This is a genomic window from Pseudomonas sp. CC120222-01a (genome assembly GCF_003097235.1).
Taxonomy (GTDB): domain Bacteria; phylum Pseudomonadota; class Gammaproteobacteria; order Pseudomonadales; family Pseudomonadaceae; genus Aquipseudomonas.
On the sequence record NZ_QEQQ01000023.1, the window covers coordinates 1 to 18,128 of the forward strand.

The following is an 18,128-nucleotide window of genomic DNA, read 5'->3' on the forward strand; positions in this document are numbered from 1 at the left end:
TACAACGCCTCGATGAGCGGAAGCCGAACCAAGACTTGGTCGCAGTTTTACGCCCATCATCAAGCACGCGGGAAGAAAACCACCCAAGCCTTGGTGATCCTTGCGCGTCGCTTGGCTCGGCTGGCCTTCGGCCTGATGAGGCATCAGGCCGACTGGAAGCCCGAGGTATATACCGGAGGTGCTAAGCCGGCCAACTGAGGCCGGGGCTGCTGCGCAGCCCAACCAAACTGACGGATAGCACCCAACGCCGAAGAGAAATTCTCTGGCGCACTGACTTGTGCCTGGAGATTGCTGAAAGAGGCCGAAGGCGGTTCAACTGAGAAATTGCCTTCGGCCATAGAATCTCCCACAGGATTTGTACAACACCTGAGTAGGGTGCAGTACCTGTGGGAGCGGGTTCACCCGCGAAGAGGCCGGCACAGGTTAAACTGGTACCCCGAGCAGTACGTAGGAAGGATGAAACTGCACCCGCAGTCTGCTCCCTTCATCGACAGCCTTTCCGGCCAGCCATTGCGCTCCGGCAAACGCACACAACGTCTGCCCGTTGCCCAGTGCCAGGCGCACTTCGCTGTCACCCTGTGCATCCGCCAGTACTTCTTCCACGGTGACGTTCAGCACATTGCTGCCGGCCTCGGCTTCATCCTCGGCGCCGAGCAACTGCACCCACCCGGCCTTGAGCAGCGCCATCACTGTGGTCCCCAAGGTCAGCTCCAGCCGCGCCGTGCTGTCATGGGTGATCAACGCATCGATCTCCAGCCCGCCGCCCAACACCAGGCTGACCCGATCATGCCGGCCCTCCCTGCGCAGCCCGCTGACCTGCCCCTGCAGCTGATTGCGCGCGCTGGTGCGCAGCATCAGGCGCCCGAGCAGATCCAGGTCGCTGGACTCTTCTGCAGCTTCGAGAATCTGTGCCTGCAGTGCCTGCACTTTCTGGTAAAGGCGCAGCACTCGCTCACCTTCTACCGAAAGCCTTGCGCCGCCACCGCCACGTCCGCCGGTGCTGCGCTCGACCAAGGGCTGGCTGGCGAGGTTGTTGAGTTCATCGATTGCGTCCCAGGCAGCCTTGTAGCTGATACCGGCTGCCTTGGCCGCGCGGGTGATCGAGCCTTGCTCGGCGATGTGCTGGAGCAGGGTGATGCGCTGCGGGCGGCGGGCGATGTGCTGGGTGAGGAGTGCGGGCAGGGACATGGGTGGCGCCTATCGGGAACTGACCCGTCAAGCTTGCCCCGGTTTTGCCGTGCGTGCCAGGCAATACACATCGATCCTGCGTGCACCGGCCTGTCGCAGCAGTTGCGCGATGGCCTGCGTGGTAGCGCCGGTGGTCAGCACATCATCGACCACGGCAATGTGGCAGCCCTTGAGTGATGGCTCGCTGGCCAGTGCGAACGCCTGGCGCAGATTGCGCCGGCGAGCTCGGGCATCCAGGCTCTGTTGTGCCGGTGTTTCACGGGTGCGCAGCAACTGCCGCTCATCGCATTCGATGACCAGTGCTTTCGACAGCCAGCGCCCGAGCATGCCGGCCTGGTTGAAGCCGCGCTCGCGCAGCCGACGCCGGGCCAGCGGTACCGGCAACAGCAGATCTGGCCTGGGCAGGCCCTCCTGATAGCGATGGTGCACGTTGAGGGCGAGCATTTCGGCCATCAGCCGGCCCAGTGGCCATTGGCTGTTGTGCTTGAAGCGGCTGATCAGCGTGTCCAGCGGAAACCCATAGTGCCAGGGCGCTACGACCTGGTCGAAGGCGGGTGGGCGGCGACTGCACTGGCCGCAAGTCAGGCCGGCCATCGGCAAGGGTAGTGCGCAGCGCAGGCAATGCTCATCGAGCCAGGGCAGTTCCTGCTCGCAGGCGACACACAACGGATAGCGCTGTTCGGCCGGTTCGCTGCAGAGCAAGCAGGCGTGATTAGTATTTGTACAGTTGTAAACCAGTGCTTTTAACCAAGGTTGACAGTTCATAGGCCTTCCATGACTATGCGAGCTATCCGTGATGCGCTGGCGGGCACTTGTGCCTCGGCGCCAGCTACAGCCTAAACAAGGAAACGCCGATGAGCGCCAGCACAACTGCAACAACACGTCACGACTGGTCCCTGCCTGAGGTCAAGGCACTGTTCCAGCAGCCCTTCAATGACCTGCTGTTCCAGGCGCAGACCGTGCACCGCGCGCATTTCGACCCCAACCGTGTACAGGTTTCGACGCTGCTGTCGATCAAGACCGGCGCCTGCCCGGAAGATTGCAAATATTGTCCGCAGTCCGGCCACTACAACACCGGGCTGGAAAAACAGAAGCTGATGGAAGTGCAGAAGGTGCTCGAGGAAGCTGCTCGCGCCAAAGCCATCGGTTCCACCCGCTTCTGCATGGGGGCGGCCTGGAAGCACCCGTCGGCCAAAGACATGCCCTATGTGCTGGAGATGGTCAAAGGCGTGAAGGCCATGGGCCTGGAAACCTGCATGACCCTCGGCAAGCTCGACCAGGATCAGACCGTGGCCTTGGCCCAGGCCGGTCTGGACTACTACAACCACAACCTCGACACCTCGCCAGAGTTCTACGGCAGCATCATCACCACCCGCACCTACAGCGAGCGCCTGCAGACCCTGGCCTACGTGCGCGATGCCGGCATGAAGATCTGCTCTGGCGGCATCCTCGGCATGGGCGAGTCGTTGGACGACCGCGCTGGCCTGTTGATCCAGCTGGCCAACCTGCCCGAGCACCCGGAGTCGGTGCCGATCAACATGCTGGTCAAGGTTGCTGGCACCCCACTGGCCGAAGAAGAAGACGTCGACCCGTTCGACTTTATCCGCATGCTGGCCGTCGCCCGTATTCTCATGCCCAAGTCGCACGTGCGCTTGTCCGCCGGCCGTGAGCAGATGAACGAGCAGATGCAGGCCCTGGCCTTCATGGCTGGCGCCAACTCGATCTTCTACGGCGAGAAACTGCTGACCACCGCCAACCCGCAGGCCGACAAGGACATGCAACTGTTCGCCCGCCTGGGCATCCAGCCTGAAGCGCGCGAAGAGCATGCCGACGAAGTGCACCAGGCGGCCATCGAGCAGGCCTTGGTCGAGCAACGCAGCAGCGAGCTGTTCTACGACGCCGCGTCGGCCTGAGATGGCCTTTGACTTGGCGGCGCGCCTGGCCGAACGGCGCGCCGCAGACCTGTATCGGCAGCGGCCATTGCTGGAAAGCCCGCAGGGGCCGGAAGTCGTGGTCGATGGCCAGCGCCTGCTGGCCTTCTGCAGCAATGACTACCTGGGGCTGGCCAACCACCCTGAAGTGATCGCCGCCTGGCAGGCTGGCGCCGAGCGCTGGGGTGTCGGTGGCGGAGCTTCGCACCTGGTGATTGGCCACAGCGCGCCACATCATGCCGTCGAAGAGGCGCTGGCCGAATTGACCGGCCGCCCGCGCGCGCTGCTGTTTTCCACAGGCTACATGGCCAACCTTGGTGCCATTACCGCGCTGGTGGGGCAAGGCGACACCGTGCTGCAGGACCGCCTCAACCATGCGTCGCTGCTCGACGGTGGGCTGCTCAGTGGTGCCCGTTTCAGCCGCTACTTGCATAACGACGCTGCCAGCCTGGCCAGCCGCCTGGGCAAGGCCACCGGCAATGCCCTGGTGGTCACCGACGGCGTGTTCAGCATGGACGGTGACCTTGCCGACCTCCCGGCGTTGGCCGCCGTGGCCCGCGCCCGCGGTGCCTGGCTGATGGTCGATGATGCCCATGGCCTGGGCACCTTGGGTGAGCAGGGCGGCGGCATCGTCGAGCACTTCGGCCTGGGCATCGACGACGTGCCGGTGCTGATCGGCACCTTGGGCAAGGCCTGCGGCACGGCTGGCGCTTTTGTCGCCGGCAGCGAAGAATTGATTGAGGCGTTGGTACAGTTCGCCAGGCCCTACATCTACACCACCAGCCAGCCACCAGCCCTGGCCTGCGCCACGCTCAAGAGCCTGGAGTTGCTGCGCCGCGAAACCTGGCGCCGCGAGCACCTGGCCGCGCTGATCCGCCAGTTCCGCCGGGGCGCCGAGCAAATCGGCCTGCAGCTGATGGACAGCCCGACGCCGATTCAGCCGATCCTGATCGGTGACAGTGCCCAGGCCCTCAAGCTGTCGCGCATGCTGCGTGACCGCGGCCTGTTGGTGACTGCCATTCGCCCACCAACCGTGCCTGCCGGCAGTGCCCGCCTGCGGGTCACCCTGAGCGCGGCACACAGCGAGGCGCAGGTACAGCTATTGTTGAATGCATTGGCCGAGTGTTATCCACAGCTGGAGGCCGCCGATGCGTAACCGTTTGATCCTTCTTCCCGGCTGGGGGCTGGGCACCGCCGCCCTAGAGCCGCTCGCCGCCAGCCTGCGGGCCCAGGACGCACGCCTGCAGGTTGAACTGATGCCCCTGCCCGAACTGGCCGATGCCGATGTGCAGGCGTGGGTGGACTACCTCGACCGCAAGTTGCCCAGCGATACCTGGCTGGGTGGCTGGTCGCTGGGCGGCATGCTCGCCAGCGAACTGGCGCGCAAGCGTGGCGATCACTGCTGCGGCTTGCTGACGTTGGGCAGCAACCCCAGTTTCGTGGCCCGCGCCGATTGGCCACATGGCATGGCCGAGGACACCTTCGGCACGTTTCTCGATGGTTGCCGCAGCCATACTTCGGTGACCCTCAAGCGCTTTCGCACCCTGTGCAGCGACGGCGCCCTGCAACCTCGCACGCTGCTGCGCCAACTGGGTGTCGGTGTGCCGGATACCGACCCGCTGTACCTGGCCACCGGCCTGGAAGTGCTGGCCAGGCTCGATACCCGTGAGGCCTTGCAGGCCTATGGTGGCCCGCAGTTGCACCTGTTCGCCGGCAGCGATGCGCTGGTGCCGGCCGAAGCGGCCAAAGCGCTGAGCGAGCTGCTGCCCGACGTCGAAGTCGGCCTGGTCGAAGACAGTTCCCACGCCTTCCTGCTGGAATATCCACAGGAGCTGGCGGCGGGCATCAAGAGTTTCCTGCATGAGAGTGGCGATGACTGACCTTTCCCGTCCAACCCTGCCCGGCGCGCTGCCGGACAAGCGCCAGGTGGCCGCCTCGTTCTCCCGTGCGGCGGCCAGCTACGACAGCGTCGCGGCGCTGCAGCGTGCGGTGGGCGTGAGCCTGCTGGACCAGTTGCCGGATGACGTGGCGCCGACGCGCTGGCTGGACCTTGGCAGTGGCACGGGGCATTTCAGCCGGGTGTTGGGCGAGCGTTTTGCCCAGGCCACCGGCGTGGCGGTGGATATCGCCGAAGGCATGCTGTGCCACGCACGTGGCGAACAGGGCGGGGCGCATTTCCATGTAGCCGGCGATGCCGAACGCCTGCCGCTGCGTGATGACTGTGTCGACCTGGTGTTCACCAGCCTGGCGGTGCAGTGGTGCGGTCAGTTCGCCAGTGTGCTGGACGAGGCTCGGCGAGTATTGCGCCCGGGTGGGGTGCTGGCCTTCAGCAGCCTGTGCGTCGGTACCCTCGATGAGTTGCGCGCCAGCTGGCAGGCCGTTGATGGCATGGTGCATGTCAATCGCTTCCGCCGGTTCGAAGATTACCAGCGCTTGTGTGCAGCCAGTGGCCTCGCCCAGGTCAGCCTGCAGCGCCAGGCCCACGTGCTGCACTACCCCGATGTGCGTAGCCTGACCCATGAACTCAAGGCGCTTGGGGCGCACAACCTCAACCCCGGGAGGCCTTCCGGCCTGACCGGTCGTGCGCGCATGCAAGGCCTGTTGCAGGCCTACGAAGCGTATCGCCAGCCCCAGGGGCTGCCCGCCACCTATCAGGTGGTCTATGGTGTGTTGCGCAAGCCACAGGCATGAGAGGAGCGACATGAGCCAGGCCTATTTCATTGCCGGGACCGACACCGATGTCGGCAAGACCACCATCGCCGCCGGGCTGCTGCATGCGGCACGGTTGCAGGGGCTGAGTACCTTGGGCGCGAAGCCGGTGGCTTCGGGTTGCACGATGACGCCCAAAGGCCTGCGCAACAGTGATGCCCAGGCGCTGATCGACGAAAGCTCCATCAAGCTCGCCTACGAAGAGGTCAATCCGTTTGCCTTCGAACCGGCCATTGCGCCGCATGTGGCGGCCCGGGAGGCGGGTGTAGCGCTGGAAGTGCCCGTACTCGCAAAGGCCATGCGCAACGTGCTGGACCAGGGGGCAGACTTCACCCTGGTCGAAGGTGCGGGCGGTTGGCGCGTGCCATTGTCCGACCACGCCAACCTGTCGGACCTGGCGATTGCCCTCAAGCTGCCGGTGATTCTGGTCGTCGGGGTGCGCCTGGGTTGCATCAACCATGCGCTGCTCAGTGCCGAAGCCATTGCCCGGGACGGGCTGCAGCTGGCAGGTTGGGTGGCGAACATCATCGAACCGCGGACTTCGCGGCTGGAGGAAAACCTGGCCAGCCTGGCGGAGCGTTTGCCAGCGCCGTGCCTGGGGCGGGTGCCGAAGCTCAAGCAGGCAACGGCGGATGCGGTGGCGGAGCATTTGCAGCTCGACTTGCTGGATTGAGCGTTGCCAGGTATGCCCATGGCCTATCAAGTAGCACTGGGCCATTAGGGATTTAAACGGGCCTTTTCGCGCCCGGCCTGCTTTAATTGGCCCTGTTCATATCCAGCGTCATTGGAGTTCTGACATGGAAATCACCGGCAGCACCGCGTACTACGCGGGCCTCAACGCCATCTACAACGGCCAGAACCGCGTCGATCAGGCCGCCGGCCAGATCGCCAATGCTTCGGTCGAGCGCGCCGCTACCAGCCAGTCCAGCGACTTCCAGGCCGAGCGCCTGCGCGGGGTCGACCGCAGCCAGCAGATGGACCTGGCAACCAGCACCGTGCAATTGAACCTGGGCAAGACCGAGGTCGAACTGGGTGCAAAGGTGGCCAAGGCGTCCGACGAAATGCTCGGGCGGTTCATCGATACCTACGCCTGATCGGCCACTTTCTCCGAGTTATACACAGCCCCTGTGGGAGCGGGCGTGCCCGCGAATGCGTTGGATCAGGCAGCTCTGTTGCCTGCCCTGGCCCTTTCGCGGGCACGCCCGCTCCCACAGGGGCATTGTTTTTTCTGGGGTTGGCATAAACGCCATCTTTCGCGGCGTAAATGGCACTATAGTCCCTCCTTGACATCGGGCGGTCCTAAACGTAAGTTTCAAACAACTGTTTGACCGAAAGCCGACAAGAGCTGGTCGGTATCAGCGGTCCCCTACCGAACTCATCACAGAGGTTCATCGCAATGCCTGATTACAAAGCCCCCTTGCGTGATATTCGTTTCGTCCGCGACGAGCTGCTCGGCTACGAGGCGCACTATCAGAGCCTGCCGGGTTGCCAGGACGCAACGCCTGACATGGTCGACGCGATCCTGGAAGAAGGCGCGAAGTTCTGTGAGCAGGTGCTGTCGCCGCTGAACCGTGTCGGTGACCAGGAAGGCTGTACCTGGAGCGAGTCGGGCGTGAAGACCCCGACCGGCTTCAAGGCGGCCTACGAGCAGTTCGTGGAAGGTGGCTGGCCGAGCCTGGCGCACGACGTCGAGCACGGCGGCCAGGGCCTGCCAGAGTCGCTGGGCCTGGCGCTGAGCGAAATGGTCGGTGGTTCCAACTGGTCGTGGGGCATGTACCCAGGCCTGTCCCACGGCGCGATGAACACCATCTCCGCCCACGGCACCGCCGAGCAGCAGCACACCTACCTGACCAAGCTGGTATCCGGCGAGTGGACCGGCACCATGTGCCTGACCGAGCCACACTGCGGTACCGACCTGGGCATGCTGCGCACCAAGGCCGAGCCACAGGCCGATGGCAGCTACAAAGTCTCCGGCACCAAGATCTTCATCTCGGCCGGCGAACACGACATGGCCGACAACATCGTCCACATCGTGCTGGCACGTCTGCCAGATGCTCCGGCGGGCACCAAAGGTATCTCGCTGTTCATCGTGCCGAAGTTCCTGCCCAACGCCGAAGGCGGCGTGGGTGAGCGCAACGGCGTGAGCTGTGGTTCGATCGAACACAAGATGGGCATCCACGGCAACGCCACCTGCGTGATGAACTTCGACGCTGCCACCGGCTACCTGATCGGCCCGGCCAACAAAGGCCTGAACTGCATGTTCACCTTCATGAACACCGCACGCCTGGGCACCGCGCTGCAGGGCCTGGCCCACGCCGAAGTGGCCTTCCAGGGCGGCCTGAAATACGCCCGTGAGCGCCTGCAGATGCGTTCCCTGACCGGCCCGAAAGCACCGGACAAAGCCGCTGACCCGATCATCGTCCATCCGGACGTGCGTCGCATGCTGCTGACCATGAAGGCCTTCGCGGAAGGCAACCGCGCGATGGTGTACTTCACCGCCAAGCAGGTGGACATCGTCAAGTACAGCCAGGACGAGGAAGAGCGCAAGAAGGCCGACGCCCTGCTGGCCTTCCTGACCCCGATCGCCAAGGCGTTCATGACCGAAGTCGGCTTCGAAGCCGCCAACCATGGCGTGCAGATCTACGGTGGCCACGGCTTCATCGCCGAGTGGGGCATGGAGCAGAACGTGCGCGACAGCCGCATCTCCATGCTGTACGAAGGCACCACCGGCATCCAGGCTCTCGACCTGCTGGGCCGCAAGGTGCTGATGACCCAGGGCGAAGCGCTCAAGGGCTTCACCAAGATCGTGCACAAGTTCTGCCAGGCGCAGGAAGGCAATGACGCGGTCAAGGAGTTCGTCGAGCCATTGGCTGCGCTGAACAAGGAGTGGGGCGAGCTGACCATGAAAGTGGGCATGGCCGCGATGAAGGACCGCGAGGAAGTCGGTGCTGCGTCGGTGGATTACCTGATGTATTCCGGCTATGCGTGCCTGGCCTACTTCTGGGCTGACATCGCCCGCCTGGCGGCTGAAAAGCTGGCAGCCGGCACCAGCGAAGAAGGCTTCTACACCGCCAAGCTGCAGACCGCGCGCTTCTACTTCCAGCGCATCCTGCCGCGAACCCGTGCTCACGTGGCCACCATGCTGTCGGGTGCCAACAACCTGATGGACATGAAGGAAGAAGACTTCTCGCTGGGTTACTAAGCCCGGGTGAGGTACTGAAGAAAGCGCCGCTCCTAGTGAGCGGCGTTTTTTTTGGCGTTAAATTTTAATTAGACCTCTTCGGGCCTATCTGCATTGTTTCAATGCTTTTAAATAAGCATGGCTGGCGCAGCGCAACTTACGTGCGCGTGCTGCTCTAATGTTTTTTCAAATTTCAGTTGGGTCTTGTTCCGCACTTCTCCAACTATTGGTCAGCAGTTGAATACGAAATAGCAAATACGTTGCCAGGTTTTACCTAAGCGCAGGATGCCGGTTGGCTTGGCGTTTCTGGGCGCCTGTGAACACTTCGTGAAGGCAGTGTGGGGAATGCCACCCACTAGTGGGGGCGAATTTACACCGGAACTGAGTAAGTTGGGTGATCAGTATTTATTGGTATGAGTGCCTAAATAAACCGGTATAAAAAATCACTGAATGTTTTCTACCGAAATACTTTGTTACAGCTATGGTGGCATTAAGCGCACTTAGTTGCGTGAACGATCAGCCTGAAAAACCTGAGCCGTCGGGAAGTCCATCATGGTCGACTATCTGAGTAACTTGCGAATCCCCCGTCTGGCCTGTGCGATAGCGATGACGTTCGCCGCCGGCCTCCCTTTGACCAGCGCTCGGGCTGCAGACCCGGCCGGGACCGCTCCGGTGGTACCGGATGTGCCCAGCCTGCAGTCTCTGCGTGGCATGACGCCACCGGACCCCTCCGGTACCGAAGGTGGCCGCAAGGTCGACCTGATGTCCGATTACGTAATCAATCGCGGGGCGGTGGTGCTGTTGGGCAAGGCCCTGTTCTGGGACATGGCGATCGGCAGTGACGGCGCCACCGCCTGCGCTTCCTGCCATTACCACGCAGGTGTCGATCACCGGGTCACCAACCAGATCAACCCCGGCCAGGCCAATACCAATGCCAACGTCGCCTCGATCTTCAACAAACCGTTTACGGCTGGCGACATCCCCGGCGACGTGCCGAGCTACGCCACACGCTCTGGTGGCAAGGGCGGCCCGAACTACACGTTGAAAAAAGGCGACTTCCCGACCCACGTGCTGGCCAACCCTCTGGATCGCAACTCGGCGATCGTCTATTCGAGCGATGACGTCATCGGCTCGCAAGGTGTGTTCGACGCCAACTTCGTCAAACCCCGCCAATCGCGCTTCGACAAGTGCACCCAGCAAGCGGACGGCATCTTCCAGGTAGGCGGCATCAACGTGCGCCGCGCCACCGGGCGCAATGCACCGTCGGTGATCAACGCGGCTTTCAACGTGCGCAACTTCTGGGATGGCCGGGCCAACAACGTGTTCAACGGCCTTTCACCGTTCGGTAACCGCGACCCTGACGCGGGGATCTTCGTGACCAAGGATGCCAGTGGCGTGGCGGTCAAGGTGCGGCTGGCCCTCAAGGATGCCTCGGCCGCCTCGCAAGCCGTCGGGCCTCCCGGCAGTGCAGTGGAAATGTCCTGTGGCGGGCGTACCTTCGCCGACATTGGCCGGCGCATGCTCGACACCATGATGCTCAAGGGGCAGAAGATCTCGCCGACCGACTCGGTACTCGGGCCTGTCTCCAGCGCCCGTCGGCCGACCTATCGCGAACTCATCAAGAACGCCTTCCAGCCCCGCCTGTGGAATGCCACGCAGCAGGTTCTGCTGGGCAGTGAGCCCTACACCCAGATGGAAGCGAACTTCCCGTTGTTCTTCGGGCTGGCGATCCAGATGTACGAGTCCACGCTGATCTCCGACCAGGCGCCCCTGGATGCCTATCTGCAGGGCGACCACACCGCCATGAACGCTCAGCAGGTACAAGGCATGGAGCTGTTCCTGGGCAAGGGCAAGTGCGTCGCCTGCCATGGGGGCGCGGAGTTGACCAACGCCGGCAGCCGGTTGCTGTTCCAGCCTCGGGAGCGCATCGAGCGCATGATCATGGCCGACGGCCTGACCACGCTCTACGACAACGGCTTCTACAACACCGGTGTGCGCCCGACCTCTGAGGACCTGGCGCTGGGGGGCTCGGACGCCTGGGGCAACCCTCTGTCCTTCACCCGTCAGTACAACACCCAGCTGCAAGGCGGGAATATTCCTGACCCACTGGATGTCGATGTGTGCACCTTCGAAGTGCCGCTGAGCGCAGCGGTCCCCTGCGACCCGACACTCAAGCCCAGTGTCGGTTTCCGCGACTCGGTCGATGGCGCCTTCAAAACCCCGACCCTGCGCAACATCGCCTTGACCGGGCCGTACTTCCACAACGGCAGCCGGGCAACGCTGCAGCAGGTGATGGAGTTCTACAACCGCGGCGGCGACCGGCGTGGCGAGGACGCCAGCAACACCAGCGGCTTCGAGCACCCGGCCGTCAATCAGCACAACGGCTCCAACCTCGATCCGGACATGACCGCGCTGAACCTGACCCCGGATGAAGTCGATGCCCTGGTCAAGTTCATGGAAGTCGGCTTGACCGACCCGCGCGTCGCCTGGGAGCGGGCACCGTTCGATCACCCTTCACTGGTGCTGCCACAGGGTGAGAAGGGCGATGAAAACGCGGTTACGCAAAAGCCAGGCAATAGCTCACGGCAAGCATTGGACGCCGAGTTCCAGCTCAATGCTGTGGGTGCCTCAGGGCGCTCCACTGCGCAGGGGCCACTGCTGCCATTCAACAACGACCTGTAACGCTACCTCCTGTGGGAGCGGCCTTGTGTCGCGAAAGGGCCGCGTGGCGGCCCCACCAATATCTGCCTAAATGCAGAAATCCTGGGGCTGCTTCGCAGCCCTTTCGCGACACAAGGCCGCTCCCACACTGATCGCGGTGGCTTTCAGTTACAAGAAAAGCTCAAGCCTTCCACCCCCGCTGCCGTTAACCCCACCGGTGTACTCATCTATTCACGTGTGCTGCCGATGAAGTAGAGGCACAATGCTATTATTGATCTGCCGGGTCGGAGATTGCCCTTGTTTCGTCTAAACGCTGTTCGCGCGAGCCATTTCCTGCCTTCGCTGTTTTTGCTGCTGGCCGGGCTTGCGGCGGCTTATGTAAGAGACCTCAGCGTCTTCTTCACCTCACTGTTCAACGTCCTCCCCACCTTGGTCCTGCTGCTGGGCGGTGCCTACTGCGCCGTATATCGCCGCCAGCGTGAGCTGTTCCTGATGGTCACGGTGTACATCGCCTATTTCCTGCTCGACACGCAGACCGACTTCTATCGTGACAACGGCCGCGTGCGCGAGGACGCGGCGGTGATCTTCCACTTGGTGTGCCTGCTGTTGCCCGCCTTGTACGGGCTGTTCGGGGCCTGGCAGGAGCGTACCCACCTGGCCCAGGACCTGCTGGCCCGCTTCGCCGTGCTGTTCGCCGTCGGCAGCGTGGCCGTGGCCCTGGAACAAAGCTTCCCACAGGCGCTGCTGGCCTGGTTGGCGGAGATCCGCTGGCCGTCGCTGCATGGCCAGTGGATGAGCCTGATCCAGATGGTCTACCCAGTGTTCTTCGTGGTGTTCGTCCTGCTGGTCGTGCAATACCTGCGCGAGCCCCGGCCCTTGCATGCGGCGCAGCTGATCGGCCTGGTTGGTATCTTCTGGATGCTGCCCAAGACCTTCATCCTGCCCTTCACCCTGAACATCATGTGCAGCCAGGTGATGCTGATGATTGCCGCCGCGGTATCGCACGAGGCTTACCAGATGGCCTTCCGTGACGAACTGACCGGTTTGCCTGGGCGCCGAGCGTTGAACGAGCGCATGCAGCGTCTGGGTCGCAATTACGTCATCGCGATGACCGACGTCGACCACTTCAAGAAATTCAACGACACCCACGGCCATGATGTTGGTGACCAGGTGCTGCGGCTGGTCGCCAGCCGGTTGTCCAAGGTCACCGGCGGTGGCCGCGCCTATCGCTATGGTGGCGAGGAATTCGCCCTGGTGTTTGCCGGCAAGACCGCTGAAGAGTGCGTGCCGCACGTGGAAGCGGTACGCGAAATGATCGCCAACTACACCATGCACCTGCGTGACCAGAACAGCCGCCCGCAGGACGATTCCGCCGGGCGGCAACGCCGCAGTGGCAGCGCTGGCGGCACGGTTTCGGTAACCATCAGCATCGGTGTCGCCGAGCGGCTGGTCGACCATCGCAACCCGGAAGAAGTGCTCAAGTCCGCCGACCAGGCGCTTTACAGTGCCAAAGGAGCCGGGCGTAACTGTGTCATGGTCTATGGTCAACAATCCCAGCGCGGGGCAGTGCGGATGGCGTGACCAAAATAGACTATATGGTCGCGTGATGACCCTATGTCTCGCAAAAGTTGTTCGGTTACACTGGATTCATCCCCGGGTTGCTTTTTTTACGAGCCGCCCCGACCCGACCAGCGAGAGGTTGTCATGGCTGACTATAAAGCGCCCCTGCGCGACATGCGCTTCGTACTGAATGAAGTCTTCAACGTGGCCGAGCTGTGGGCGCAATTGCCCGAACTGGCCGAGGCGGTCGACGCGGACACTGCCATGGCTGTGCTGGAAGAAGCCGGCAAGGTCACCAGCAAGACCATTGCCCCCCTCAGCCGCGCCGCCGACGAAGAAGGCTGCCACTGGGACAACGGCGCCGTGCGTACGCCAGCCGGCTTCATCGAGGCCTACAACACCTACGCCGAAGGCGGTTGGGTGGGCGTGGGTGGTGATCCGCAATTCGGTGGCATGGGCATGCCCAAGGCGATCTCGGCCCAGGTCGAGGAAATGGTCAACGCCTCGAGCCTGGCCTTCGGCCTGTACCCGATGCTGACCGCTGGCGCCTGCCTGTCGATCAACGCCCATGCCAGTGAAGCGCTGAAGGAAAAGTACCTGCCGAACATGTACGCCGGTGTCTGGGCCGGCTCCATGTGCCTGACCGAACCGCATGCCGGTACCGACCTGGGCATCATCCGCACCAAGGCCGAGCCCCAAGCCGATGGCAGCTACAAGGTCAGCGGCACCAAGATCTTCATTACCGGCGGCGAGCATGACCTGACCGAGAACATCATCCACCTGGTGCTGGCCAAGCTGCCGGATGCACCGGCGGGGCCGAAAGGCATCTCGCTGTTCCTGGTGCCGAAGTTTCTGGTCAACGAAGACGGCAGCCTCGGCGCACGCAACCCGGCCACCTGCGGCTCGATCGAGCACAAGATGGGTATCCAGGCTTCGGCGACTTGCGTGATGAACTTCGATGAGGCCGTCGGCTATATCGTCGGCGAGCCGAACAAGGGCCTGGCGGCCATGTTCACCATGATGAACTACGAACGCCTGGGCGTAGGTATCCAGGGCCTGGCGTCGGCCGAGCGTTCCTACCAGAACGCTGTGGAGTACGCCCGTGATCGCCTGCAGAGCCGCGCCCCGACCGGGCCGCAGGCCAAGGACAAGGCCGCCGACCCGATCATCGTCCACCCGGATGTGCGGCGCATGCTGCTGACCATGAAGGCGCTGATCGAGGGCGGTCGTGCCTTCTCCACTTATGTGGCGATGCAGCTCGACAGCGCCAAGTACAGCGAAGACCCGGTCACGCGCAAACGCAGCGAAGAGCTGGTGGCGCTGCTGACTCCGGTGGCCAAGGCCTTCCTCACCGACCTCGGCCTTGAGTGCACGGTGCACGGCCAGCAGGTCTTCGGTGGCCACGGCTACATTCGCGAGTGGGGCCAGGAGCAACTGGTGCGCGATGTGCGTATCACCCAGATCTACGAAGGCACCAACGGTATCCAGGCGCTGGACCTCATGGGGCGCAAGGTGGTGGCCAGCGGTGGTGCGTACTACAAGCTCTTCTCTGACGAGATTCGCCAGTTCATTGCCAGTGCTGATGGCCAGCTGGGCGAATTTACCAAGCCGCTGGGCGCCTACCTGGATCAGCTCGACGGGCTGACCGAGTGGGTAATGGAGCAGGCCAAGGGCAATCCGAATGAGATCGGTGCCGCGTCGGTCGAGTACCTCCAGGCCTTCGGCTATGTAGCCTATGCCTACATGTGGGCACTGATGGCGCGGGCAGCCAAGGCCGGTGAGGGCGACGAGGCCTTCTATGCAGCCAAGCTGGGCACGGCGCGGTTCTACTTTGCGCGCTTGCTGCCACGGGTTAATTCGTTGGTGGCCTCGGTGAAGGCGGGCAGTGAATCGCTGTACCTGCTGGATGCCGAACAGTTTTGAAGTGTTTGCGAAAGATTACTTCTTGTAAGCCTTTTCCTACATGACGTGGTGACTTTTCGCCACTGGTGTCAGATTGGATCCACGGTTAATCTTTCTACATGGACGTTGCGCAGGAAGCGCAAAGGACAGAACAGGGACAACGAAGGATTTCCTGCCAGGATGGCGGGGCGATAGGGATGTCACAGGGAAACAGTCTAGAGAACCCCGCTTCGGCGGGGTTTTCTTTGTCTGCGTTTTTTCAGCCGAGCACATCCAGCGGCGTGGCACCCAATTGCCGGGCGTCAGCCTCCCCCTCCAGCAACGTGCGCAGCAGTTCCACCGACGCCTGTTGGCGCTGGGCATCACGGAACACCAGGCCGACCTTGAGCGGCACGCGCGGCTCGCTCAGCGGCTTCCACAGCAAACCCTGGTCATCCTCGGCAGCATCCTTGGCCCGCCCAGGCAGGATGGTCGCCAGCGAAGTGTGTGCCAGGCTGTCGAGAATCCCCGCCATGTTGTTCATCTCGGCTTGCACCTGCGGCCGGCGGCCCTGTGCGGCCAGTTGTTCCTTCCAGATCTGGCGGATCTGGAACTCCTCACCGAGCATCAGCATGGGCAGTTCGGCGGCCTGCTTGATCGAGACTTTCTTGAAGTCCTTCAAAGGGTGGGTATCCGGGATGACAACCTGCAACTCGTCTTCGTACAGCAGTGAGCCGTGCAGCCCTGGCTGGCGCGGTGGCAAGTAGCTGATGCCGATGTCCAGGTTGCCATTGAGCAGCCGCCGTTCGATCTCCAGCCCCGACAACTCGTAGATCTGTACCACGAGATGCGGCTGGGCCTTTCGCACCCGCTCCAGCAACTGTGGCACCAGGCTTGGTCGCACGGTCTGCAGCACGCCGATGGCCAGGGTGCGCAGCGACTGGCCCTTGAAGTTGCGCATGGCCTCATGGGCCCGCTGCAGGCCATCGAGCAGTGGCAGGGCATGGTTGTACAGGGTGTGTGCAGCCAGGGTCGGCAGCAGGCGCTTGTTGCTGCGTTCGAACAGGCTCAGGTCGAGACTGTGCTCAAGCTGGCGAATCTGTTGTGACAGTGCCGGTTGCGACAGTGACAGGCGTTCGGCGGCGCGGCCGACATGGCCCTCTTCATACACCGCGACGAAATAACGCAGTTGGCGAAAATCCATAAGTAACACTTATCGAAAAAGCTGGGAAAACGAAATGGCCGCAAACGCTGCCGAAGCCTAGTCTATCGCCGTATTCCAACGGGTTACAGCGATCAATCAGCTCATTGTTACCGCGTTTGAAAAACACTTTTGATAGGCAAGGCAAAATTATCCAGTGCCGGCAGCAAGACCGGACCCCTGGCCGCCCTTTACCGTGATTGGTTGGAGCCCCGATGAACCTGTTCAACCTGCGCCGTTCGGCCCCTGCCGCAGTTGCCGAGCCCAAGCGTGCGCCGGTGATCGTGGCGGATGCGCCGCAGCTGTCCCGCGAGCGTCTGATGCCGAGCACCGAGCGTGCGACGCAAGTGTTCGTGCGTGGCCAAGGCTCGTGGTTATGGGACAACGAAGGGCATGCCTACCTGGACTTCACCCAGGGCGGCGCGGTCAACAGCCTCGGGCACAGCCCGACGGCGCTGGTCAAGGCGCTGGGCAACCAGGCCCAGGCGCTGATCAACCCGGGTGCGGGCTACCACAGCCGGGGTCTGCTGGCGCTGGTCAACCGCCTGTGCCAGAGCACTGGCAGCGACCAGGCCTACCTGCTAAACAGCGGTGCCGAGGCCTGCGAAGGGGCGATCAAGCTGGCGCGCAAGTGGGGCCAGCTGAACCGTAACGGCGCCTACCACATCATCACCGCCAGCCAGGCTTGCCATGGCCGCAGCCTGGGCGCCCTGTCGGCCTCCGACCCGTTGCCGTGCAACCGCTGCGAACCGGGCCTGCCGGGGTTCAGCAAGGTGCCGTTCAACGACCTGGCGGCGCTGCATGCCGAGGTCGATTCGCGCACCGTGGCGATCATGCTCGAGCCGATCCAGGGCGAGGCGGGGGTGATCCCGGCAACGCGTGAATACCTGCAGGGCGTGGAAAAGCTCTGTCGGGAACTGGGCATCCTGCTGATTCTCGATGAAGTGCAGACGGGTATTGGCCGCTGTGGGGCATTGCTGGCAGAACAGACTTACGGTGTGCGCGCCGACATCATCACCCTCGGCAAGGGCCTGGGCGGTGGGGTACCACTGGCAGCCTTGCTGGCTCGCGGAACAGCCTGCTGCGCGGAACCTGGCGAACTGGAGGGTAGCCATCACGGCAATGCGCTGATGAGCGCCGCCGGCCTGGCCGTACTGGAGACCGTGCTGGAGCCTGGCTTCTTCGAGCAGGTGCAAGACAGCGGTCGCCACCTGCGCGACGGCCTGAGCCGCCTGGCTGGCCGCTATGGCCAGGGCGAAGTGCGTGGCCAGGGCCTGCTGTGGGCCTTGCAGCTGCAGGAAAGCCTGGCCAGGGAACTGGTCGAGGCGGCCTTGCACGAAGGTTTGCTGCTGAACGCGCCGCAGGCCGATGTCGTGCGCTTCTCGCCAGCGCTGACCGTGAGCAAGGGCAACATCGACGAAATGCTCCTGCGCCTGGCTCGGGCCTTTGCCCGCCTGCATGCGCAACAACAGGCCCGCCGCGAAATGCCGGCCTGATCAAGAATTCTACGAACCGTCTGGCGTTCCTGCGCATCGCCCCGTGCCTGTTTCATTTGGCCCGGGGCGTTTTTTTTGGCCTGTGGAACCTCCAGCAAGCGCAACGGGTCTTCCTTGTAACCCCTTCAGGAGATACCCGCATGGACTTCATTCGCATCATCATCGCCATCATCTTGCCGCCGCTGGGTGTGTTTCTGCAGGTGGGGTTTGGCGGGGCGTTCTGGCTGAACATACTGCTGACGCTGTTGGGCTACATTCCTGGGATCGTGCATGCGGTGTATATCATCGCCAAGCGTTGAGGATGCTGGGGCCGCCAAGCG

15 protein-coding genes and 1 pseudogene are annotated in these 18,128 nt (G+C 63.0%); 13 read left to right on the plus strand and 3 right to left on the minus strand.

Annotated features, from left to right (window positions below; translation table 11 throughout):
- A pseudogene (locus N430_RS23425) lies at nucleotides 1-198 on the plus strand (IS110 family transposase); the annotation flags it as partial.
- 225 nt (nucleotides 199-423) lie between these two features.
- On the opposite strand, the gene N430_RS23430 reads toward N430_RS23425, so the two are convergent.
- Complete coding sequence (locus tag N430_RS23430) at nucleotides 424-1,188, minus strand: TOBE domain-containing protein (RefSeq protein ID WP_110639219.1); 765 nt, start codon at nucleotides 1,186-1,188, stop codon at nucleotides 424-426.
- Between the two features lie 27 nt (nucleotides 1,189-1,215).
- Entirely contained in the window at nucleotides 1,216-1,953 is a 738-nt protein-coding gene (locus tag N430_RS23435) for a ComF family protein (RefSeq protein ID WP_110639220.1), read from the minus strand.
- A gap of 89 nt (nucleotides 1,954-2,042) precedes the next feature.
- Between N430_RS23435 and bioB the strand changes: the two genes are divergently transcribed.
- From bioB to N430_RS23495, 10 genes are all read left to right on the plus strand, one after another.
- Entirely contained in the window at nucleotides 2,043-3,101 is a 1,059-nt protein-coding gene (gene bioB / locus N430_RS23440) for a biotin synthase BioB (RefSeq protein ID WP_110639221.1), read from the plus strand.
- A gap of 1 nt (nucleotide 3,102) precedes the next feature.
- The gene (gene bioF / locus N430_RS23445) at nucleotides 3,103-4,275 is read left to right on the plus strand and encodes an 8-amino-7-oxononanoate synthase (protein ID WP_110639222.1); all 1,173 of its coding nucleotides are present in this window, start codon (nucleotides 3,103-3,105) and stop codon (nucleotides 4,273-4,275) included.
- Nucleotides 4,268-4,999, plus strand: a complete 732-nt coding sequence (locus tag N430_RS23450) for an alpha/beta fold hydrolase (protein ID WP_103448694.1) — start codon at nucleotides 4,268-4,270, stop codon at nucleotides 4,997-4,999. Before bioF ends, N430_RS23450 begins: the two co-directional genes overlap by 8 nt.
- On the plus strand, nucleotides 4,992-5,810 hold the full coding sequence (bioC, locus tag N430_RS23455) for a malonyl-ACP O-methyltransferase BioC (RefSeq protein ID WP_110639223.1): 819 nt from the start codon (nucleotides 4,992-4,994) through the stop codon (nucleotides 5,808-5,810). The genes N430_RS23450 and bioC overlap by 8 nt, the downstream gene beginning before the upstream one ends.
- A gap of 10 nt (nucleotides 5,811-5,820) precedes the next feature.
- Nucleotides 5,821-6,501: a dethiobiotin synthase gene (gene bioD / locus N430_RS23460; protein ID WP_110639224.1), complete on the plus strand. Its 681-nt coding sequence runs from the start codon at nucleotides 5,821-5,823 to the stop codon at nucleotides 6,499-6,501.
- A gap of 124 nt (nucleotides 6,502-6,625) precedes the next feature.
- Nucleotides 6,626-6,922: a pyrroloquinoline quinone biosynthesis protein PqqE gene (locus N430_RS23465; protein WP_103448697.1), complete on the plus strand. Its 297-nt coding sequence runs from the start codon at nucleotides 6,626-6,628 to the stop codon at nucleotides 6,920-6,922.
- Nucleotides 6,923-7,224: 302 nt separating this feature from the next.
- The gene (locus N430_RS23475) at nucleotides 7,225-9,030 is read left to right on the plus strand and encodes a phenylacyl-CoA dehydrogenase (RefSeq protein ID WP_110639226.1); all 1,806 of its coding nucleotides are present in this window, start codon (nucleotides 7,225-7,227) and stop codon (nucleotides 9,028-9,030) included.
- Between the two features lie 531 nt (nucleotides 9,031-9,561).
- Complete coding sequence (locus tag N430_RS23480) at nucleotides 9,562-11,691, plus strand: cytochrome-c peroxidase (RefSeq protein ID WP_110639227.1); 2,130 nt, start codon at nucleotides 9,562-9,564, stop codon at nucleotides 11,689-11,691.
- A gap of 276 nt (nucleotides 11,692-11,967) precedes the next feature.
- Nucleotides 11,968-13,251 carry a diguanylate cyclase gene (locus tag N430_RS23490; RefSeq protein WP_110639228.1) on the plus strand — a complete coding sequence of 428 codons (1,284 nt, stop codon included), beginning with the start codon at nucleotides 11,968-11,970 and terminating at the stop codon, nucleotides 13,249-13,251.
- A 123-nt stretch (nucleotides 13,252-13,374) separates the two neighbouring features.
- Complete coding sequence (locus N430_RS23495) at nucleotides 13,375-15,153, plus strand: acyl-CoA dehydrogenase C-terminal domain-containing protein (RefSeq protein ID WP_110639229.1); 1,779 nt, start codon at nucleotides 13,375-13,377, stop codon at nucleotides 15,151-15,153.
- Nucleotides 15,154-15,391: 238 nt separating this feature from the next.
- On the opposite strand, the gene N430_RS23500 is transcribed toward N430_RS23495, so the two are convergent.
- Nucleotides 15,392-16,315 carry a LysR family transcriptional regulator gene (locus N430_RS23500; protein ID WP_110639230.1) on the minus strand — a complete coding sequence of 308 codons (924 nt, stop codon included), beginning with the start codon at nucleotides 16,313-16,315 and terminating at the stop codon, nucleotides 15,392-15,394.
- A gap of 212 nt (nucleotides 16,316-16,527) precedes the next feature.
- Here N430_RS23500 and N430_RS23505 point away from each other — a divergent pair, with 212 nt between their 5' ends.
- Both N430_RS23505 and N430_RS23510 read left to right on the plus strand, forming a co-directional pair.
- Nucleotides 16,528-17,808: an aspartate aminotransferase family protein gene (locus N430_RS23505; protein ID WP_110639231.1), complete on the plus strand. Its 1,281-nt coding sequence runs from the start codon at nucleotides 16,528-16,530 to the stop codon at nucleotides 17,806-17,808.
- Between the two features lie 140 nt (nucleotides 17,809-17,948).
- On the plus strand, nucleotides 17,949-18,107 hold the full coding sequence (locus tag N430_RS23510) for a YqaE/Pmp3 family membrane protein (protein ID WP_009681539.1): 159 nt from the start codon (nucleotides 17,949-17,951) through the stop codon (nucleotides 18,105-18,107).
- Nucleotides 18,108-18,128 lie beyond the last annotated feature (21 nt).